This window comes from Nocardia sp. NPDC004722 (assembly GCF_053601505.1).
Genome location: NZ_JBSGBY010000486.1, coordinates 1 through 6593 on the forward strand (window position 1 = coordinate 1; position 6593 = coordinate 6593).

A 6593-nucleotide genomic window follows, 5' to 3' on the forward strand; every position below is an offset into this window, starting at 1 on the left:
CTCTGCGGATAGACTCGGGCGCGTGTTGCCGACCGCCGAGCAGGCCGCAGGCGTCGCGGATCTCGGGTGGGATCGGGATGGTCCGCTCGTCCAGTGCCACACCGACTTTCGCGGTATGCGCGATCTCGTTGAGGGAGGCGGCCAGGCCGCCGCGGGTGGGGTCGCGCAGCACGTGCAGGTCGGCTCCGGTGGCGATCATGGCGGCGACCAGGCCGTGCAGGGGTGCGGTGTCGCTGCACACCGTGGTCTCGAATTCGAGTCCCTGACGGCAGCTGAGCACGGCGACCCCGTGCAGTCCGATGTCTCCACTGACGATCACCACGTCGCCGACGCTCGCCCGCTGGGGGCGGATGTCGATGCCATCGTCGATCACGCCGATGCCCGCGGTGTTGATGTACACGCGGTCGCCGTGCCCGGCGTCGACCACCTTGGTGTCGCCGGTGACGAGGCTGACGCCCGCCGCCAGCGCCGCGGTGCCCATGGCCCCCGCGATCTGGGCGATCTCGGCCAGCAGTGTGCCCTCCTCGAGGATGAACGCCGTCGACAGGGCCAACGGCCGCGCCCCCGACATGGCCAGGTCGTTGACCGTGCCGTTGACGGCGAGCTCCCCGATCGAACCGCCCGGGAACACCATCGGTTTCACCACGAACGAGTCGGTGCTGAACGCGAGGCGGGCCGTACCGACGGTGAGCACCGCCGAATCGCCCATCCCCGCCTGTCCGGCCGCGCCGAACGCGGGCAGGAACAGGTGCTCGACCAGTTCCCCCGACATGGCACCGCCGCCGCCGTGCCCCATGACGATATTCGGGGAATCCCGTAACGGCATGGGGCACACCCAGTTCGCCAGGTCCACCGGGACCGAGATCTCCTCACGCATGAGCCACCTCCGCGGGCAGGTCCAGCCGCCGGTACAGGTAGTAGGCGGCGCACGCGCCCTCCGAGGACACCATGGTGGCGCCCAAGGGATTTCGTGGCGTGCACTGTTTGCCGAAGGCCGCGCACTCGTGCGGTTTGATCAGTCCTTGCAGGACCTCGCCGGAGCGGCAGATCGAGGATTCCGCGGTCTGCATGTCGGCGACGGCGAAGCGGTGTTCGGCATCGAATTCGCGGTAGCGCGGCGAGAGCCGCCAGCCGCTCTGCGGGATGACGCCGATGCCGCGCCAGGCCCGATCGGTGACCTCGAAGACATCCTCCAGCATGGTCTTGGCGACCGGATTCCCTTCCGCCGCTACCGCTCTGGGATATGCGTTCTCGACTTCGTGGCGGCCGGACTCGAGTTGCAGCACGGTGCGCCGGATGCCTTCGAGGATGTCGAGCGGCTCGAATCCGGTGACCACCACCGGAACCCGGTACTTCTCGGCCAGCGGCGGGTATTCGTGGGTGCCCATCACGGTGCAGACGTGCCCGGCGGCCAGGAATGCCTGCACCCGGCACGACGGTGATTCCATGATGGCGGCGATGGCGGGCGGCACCAGCACATGCGAAACCAGCAGCGAGAAGTTGTGCACGCCCAGGCGTTTGGCCTGGTAGACGGTCATGGCGTTGGCTGGCGCGGTGGTCTCGAAGCCGATGCCGAAGAACACCACCTGCCGGTCCGGATTGGCCCGCGCCAGTTCCAGCGCGTCCAACGGCGAGTACACCACGCGGACGTCGCCGCCCTCGCTCTTGACCCGGAACAGGTCCTTGCTGCTGCCCGGCACCCGCAGCATGTCGCCGAAGGAGCAGAAGATCACGCCGGGCTGTGCGGCGATGTCGAGGGCCTTGTCGATCATGCCGAGCGGGGTGACGCAGACCGGACAGCCGGGACCGTGGATCATCTCGATGGTGTCGGGCAGCAGCTGGTCGATGCCGTGCCGGATGATCGAATGTGTCTGCCCGCCACAGACTTCCATGATCGCCCAGCGGCGGGTGGCGCCGGCCCGGATGCGGTCGAGGAGTATCCCGGCCAGCTCGGGGTTGCTGAATTCGTCGAGGTACTTCACGACCTCACCTCCGGTTCATCCGATTGTTGCGCGGTGGGCTGTGGCGCGGTGTCGGGATTCGCCAGTCCGGCCTGTTTGGCCGCGAGCGCGAATCCGTCACCGAATTCCTCCTTCAGGACGCCGAGATGCTCGAACTCGGCGAGGGTCCGGATGGCCGATTCCTCGTCGAGCCGCTGGATGGCGAAGCCGACGTGGACCACGACGTAGTCGCCCACGGCCGCGTCGGGGATGTATTGCAGGCAGACGTCCTTCTGCACGCCGCCGAAGTCCACGATCGACATCAGCGTGCCGTTGCGTTCCTGCAGGCTGAGCACCTTTCCCGGGACTGCCAGGCACATTCGCTGCTCCCTTCACTCAACCCGCCTCGGCGGCGAGTAATTGTCCGAATGCCAGACCGCCGTCGTTGGGCGGCAGCCGATGCGCGGTGAAGACTGGAAACTGGTTGTCCAGTAGCAGCGCCCGTGCCGTGGACAGCAGGAGCGCGTTCTGGAAGACACCGCCGGTCAGCACGATGGGCGTGGCCGGGGTGGCGTAGGTGACGGCCAGGTCGAGCACGAGCCGGGCCACCGCCTCGTGGAAGCGGGCAGCGATCACGCCCACCGGAACCTTTTGGCGCACATCGTCGACCACGGCCGCGACCACCGGGGCAGAGTCGATCGCGCCGAAGGCAGGCTCCATCGCGCCGGAGGCGGGCTCGATCCCGCCCGGTGTGTCGCCATCGGGCCCCCGAGTCGGAACCGCGAAGCGATAGCGGCGCTCACCCGGATCCACGCCGCGTGCTCGCCATTCCAGTTCGATGGCGGCCTGCGCCTCGTAGTCGACCTCGAACCGCACCCCGGCCAGTGCGGCGACCGCGTCGAACAGCCGGCCCATGCTCGAGGTGGGCGCACTGCCCAGGCCGGTGTCGAGTTGGTGTGCGAGCACCGAACGTTCGGCGGGTGGGCAGGCTCGCACGGCCGGAATGTCCTCGGCCCAGTCGATTCCGGCGGCACGCAGATGGGCGAGGGCCATCCGGTACGGGCGGCGCACGCTGACATCACCACCGGCCAATGGCACATACCGCAGATGCGCCAGCCGCCGGTAGCCCTTGTACCCGGCACTGAGCACCTCACCACCCCAGATCGCCCCGTCGGGCCCGAATCCGGTGCCGTCGAACGCGATTCCGAGCACGGTCACCGCCGGATCGAGCCCGTACTCACCCATGACGGCAGCGATGTGCGCGTGATGGTGCTGCACCGCGCGCACCGGCCGCTCCCCCGCATGCTCGCGCGCCCAGGCGGTGGAGCGGTAGCGCGGATGCGCGTCGGCGGCCAAGGCCACCGGGCGCACCCCGGTCAGTTCCTCCAAATGGGTCTCGGCATCGGTGAACGCCCGCAAGGTCGCCAGATCGTCCATGTCGCCGATGTGCTGACTCAACCAGGCGTACCGTCCGTCGCCGACCGCACAGGTGTTCTTGAGATCCGCGCCGACGGCCAGGGTGGGTTGCACCGGCCACGGCAACGCCAGCGGCAACGGCGCGTACCCGCGAGAGCGACGCAGCGGCAACTCGATTCCGTCCACCACCCTGACCACGGAGTCATCACAGGGCACCAGAATCGGCCGATCATGGGACAGCCACGCGTCGGCCAAACCGGTGAGCCGCGTGCGCGCGTCGGCGTCGTCGTAGCAGATCGGCTCGCCGCCCAAATTGCCCGAAGTCATAACCAGCACCCGCGGCCCGGGCTCGTCACCGGGCAGCCCGAACAGCAGCAGATGCAATGGCGTGTAAGCGATCATGACGCCCAGATCCGGATTGCCCGGCGCGACGGACGCCGCCAACATGCCGAGTTCTGCCGCGCCCGAGTGGGTTCCGGACGCTAGGGGCCGCCCCGGATGTGGTCGCAGGCCGTCCCCCTCCGATGGCCGCTCATGTGGAGGCACAGCGCCGAGGCGGGGAAGCAGCACGATCGGTCGTGCCGGTCCGGTCAGTAGCGTCTCGGCCGTTTCGTCGATGACGGCGATTCGACGAGCGGTGGCCAGGTCCGGGGTCATTACGGCGAAAGGCTTGTCGCCGCGCCGCTTCCGGCGGCGCAGCTCGGCTACGGCGGACTCGTTGGCGGCGTCGCAGGCGAGGTGATAGCCGCCGATGCCCTTGACCGCGAGAATTCCTCCGGCGCGCAGCAGTTCCCGGGAGGCGGCGATCGCATCGCCGCCGCCGGGGCCGGTATACGACAGGCGCGGACCGCAGTCCGGGCAGGCGATGGGCTGGGCGTGGAAGCGGCGGTCGGCGGGGTCGGCGTATTCGCGGGCGCAGCGCGCACACATCGGGAATCCGGCCATGCTGGTGCGATCGCGGTCGTAGGGCAGGCTCGCGATGATGGTGAAGCGCGGCCCGCAGTTGGTGCAGTTCACGAACGGGTGCCGGTAGCGCCGGTTGCCCGGATCACACAGGTCCGCAACGCATTCGGCGCAGATCGCCACATCGGGTGAAGCGAGTGTGCGGCCCGCACCGCCGCGGGTGGTGGCGGCGATGTGGAAGCCGGTGCCGCCGCGCACGGGCAGCGCTTCGCATTCGACGGCCTCGACGACGGCCAGCGGTGGCGGCCGGGTCCGAACCCGATGCACGAACTCGTCGAGATCGCCTGTCGCGCCCTCGATTTCGATGATCACGCCACCGCTGTCGTTGGACACCGCGCCGGTGAGCGAGAGTTCGGCGGCGGTGGTGTACACGAACGGCCGGAACCCAACGCCCTGCACCACCCCGCGCACCACCACCCGCCGACGTTCCCGCCGGGCAGCCTCAGCACCCTGCCCGGCCGCAACTCCCGCACCCCGCCCAGCCGCAACGCCCGCACCCCGCCCAGCCGCAACGTCCGCGCCCCGCCCAGCCGCAGTGGTCGCGCCCCGCCCAGCCGCAGTGGTCGCGCCCCGCGCGGCCGCAACGTCCGTAACCCGCAGGGCCGCAACGTCGGTAACCCGCGTGGCCGGGGCGGCCTTGCCCCGCGTGCTCATGGCGCGTCCCCGTCGCGCAGCAGTCGCAGCCCGTCAAGGGCAGCGGCCGCACCGGCTTCGTCCGTCTTCTCCACGGCCAGGCCCATGTGGATGATCACCCAGTCGCCGGGTCGCGCCGGATCCTCCTCCAGCAGGCCGATATTCACCTTGCGCCGCTCACCGGACACGTCCACCAGCGCGATCTGATCGTGGTAGCCGTCGAGCACCTCGACGACCAGACCGGGTATGCCCAGGCACATGGCTCAGACCTCCTGCCGGGCGAGCAGTTCGGTCAGCACTCTGCCGACCGCGGCGACCGCGTCGGGCACGGCGGCGGCCACCGCTTCGGTCAACCCCATGGCCTCGGCCACGGAACCGATCTGGCAACCCACCACGACGGTGGGCGGCACCGTCCCGCCCAGTGCCCGCACGGTCCGGAAAACCGCCTCGGGTGTCATGGCGTGGCCGTCGAATCCGGCCGCGCCGCTGTCGGGTTCGGCGCGCAGGATCTCCACCCGGCCCGGTGCGCCGCGATCGGGGAGCGCGTCGATCAGCACCAGCGCGTCCCAGTCGTCGAGCAGGTCGTAGGCCAGGTGCATGCCGCGGATACCGTAGTCGGTGACGCGCACGCCGTCGGGCCGGGCGGGCGGCAGCCGCCGCACCACCTCCGGTCCGAATCCGTCGTCGCCGAGGAAGATATTGCCGATCCCCGCGACCAGCACCCGTGTCGTGCGATCACCCGCTCACATGTGCCGGATCCGGAAGTACCTGCGGATATCCGGGATCGAGAGCATGCCGACGACGACCGCGAACGCCGCGATCACGCCGACGATCACCGTCGCGATGATTCCTACCGTGGCCATGTCCGGCCTTCCTTTCATTCGGGTGAGCCGTCCAGCGGCTCGATCTCGTCGGGAGCGAAATACAGGTAGCGGCCGTACCATTCGTGCAGTTCGGCCGCGGGGTCGTCCTCGGCGACCACGCCGATGTGCACGTCACCGTCGACGTCCTCGTGCACGGTGACCACGTGGGCGGTGCGGCCCGCGTAGAACAGGTCCTGGGCGTCGGCGCGGCGCGCGGGCCGCAATCGCACCCGGCTGCCCTTGCGGACCAGCGTTCCGGCGATCACCACCGCATCGGAGTCCGGGCGAACGGCGTTGTCGGCCAGCGGATCCCACCAGTCGACGCCGTCCGGCAGCGCGGGCAGCAGGCGCGGCGGCCCGGCGGATTCGCGCAGCACGCCATGCAGGTTGGTCAGGCGCTCGGCGTCGAGGCTCTCGCAGCGGTCGATGATCTCGGCGGCGAGCGGGTCGGTGGCGCGGGCTTCGCGTTTCTCCGCGTCGGTCATGGTCAGCACGCGCAGCGCGAGGATCTCGTCGATCTCGGTGGAGTCGAACAGCGGGCCCTCGCTCTGGGCGGCGATCTCGGGGTGATCGTAGAGGATGATCGGGGAGACCAGCAGCAGGTCGGTCGTGCCCGCCGGGCCCGCGAGCACGGGGAAACAGCGGTGCTGCGCACAGCCGTCGGCGATCTCGACGGCGTGCGGGCGCCGGTCGGCGGCTGGCCGCTGATCTCGTGGGCGCACGGCACCACCGGCGTGGCCGATGTGTGCGCGCCCTCGGAGGACACCTCGCCGGACTT

Annotated in this window: 7 protein-coding genes and 1 pseudogene; all 8 read right to left on the minus strand. The window is 70.0% G+C overall.

The genetic code is table 11. The annotated features are described in order from the left end of the window. On the minus strand, window positions 1-877 hold an 877-nt coding region (gene hypE / locus ACWELQ_RS34105; RefSeq protein ID WP_452401148.1), incomplete at its 3' end, for a hydrogenase expression/formation protein HypE. Continuing rightward, a complete protein-coding gene (gene hypD, locus ACWELQ_RS34110) occupies window positions 870-1982 on the minus strand; it encodes a hydrogenase formation protein HypD (protein WP_452401149.1) in 1113 nt (370 codons plus the stop codon). The genes hypD and hypE, both read right to left, overlap by 8 nt. Beyond that, window positions 1979-2320 (minus strand): HypC/HybG/HupF family hydrogenase formation chaperone, encoded by a 342-nt coding sequence (locus tag ACWELQ_RS34115; RefSeq protein ID WP_452401150.1) that lies wholly within the window; start codon window positions 2318-2320, stop codon window positions 1979-1981. The genes hypD and ACWELQ_RS34115 overlap by 4 nt, the downstream gene beginning before the upstream one ends. Window positions 2321-2336: 16 nt before the next feature. Next, entirely contained in the window at window positions 2337-4973 is a 2637-nt protein-coding gene (locus ACWELQ_RS34120) for a carbamoyltransferase HypF (protein ID WP_452401151.1), read from the minus strand. After that, the gene (locus ACWELQ_RS34125) at window positions 4970-5212 is read right to left on the minus strand and encodes a HypC/HybG/HupF family hydrogenase formation chaperone (RefSeq protein ID WP_452401152.1); all 243 of its coding nucleotides are present in this window, start codon (window positions 5210-5212) and stop codon (window positions 4970-4972) included. Before ACWELQ_RS34125 ends, ACWELQ_RS34120 begins: the two co-directional genes overlap by 4 nt. Window positions 5213-5215: 3 nt before the next feature. Next, on the minus strand, window positions 5216-5674 hold the full coding sequence (locus ACWELQ_RS34130; protein WP_452401153.1) for a hydrogenase maturation protease: 459 nt from the start codon (window positions 5672-5674) through the stop codon (window positions 5216-5218). 21 nt (window positions 5675-5695) lie between these two features. After that, on the minus strand, window positions 5696-5815 hold the full coding sequence (locus ACWELQ_RS34135) for a DUF6893 family small protein (protein WP_379363050.1): 120 nt from the start codon (window positions 5813-5815) through the stop codon (window positions 5696-5698). Window positions 5816-5829: 14 nt separating this feature from the next. Next, a pseudogene (locus ACWELQ_RS34140) lies at window positions 5830-6593 on the minus strand (hypothetical protein); the annotation flags it as partial.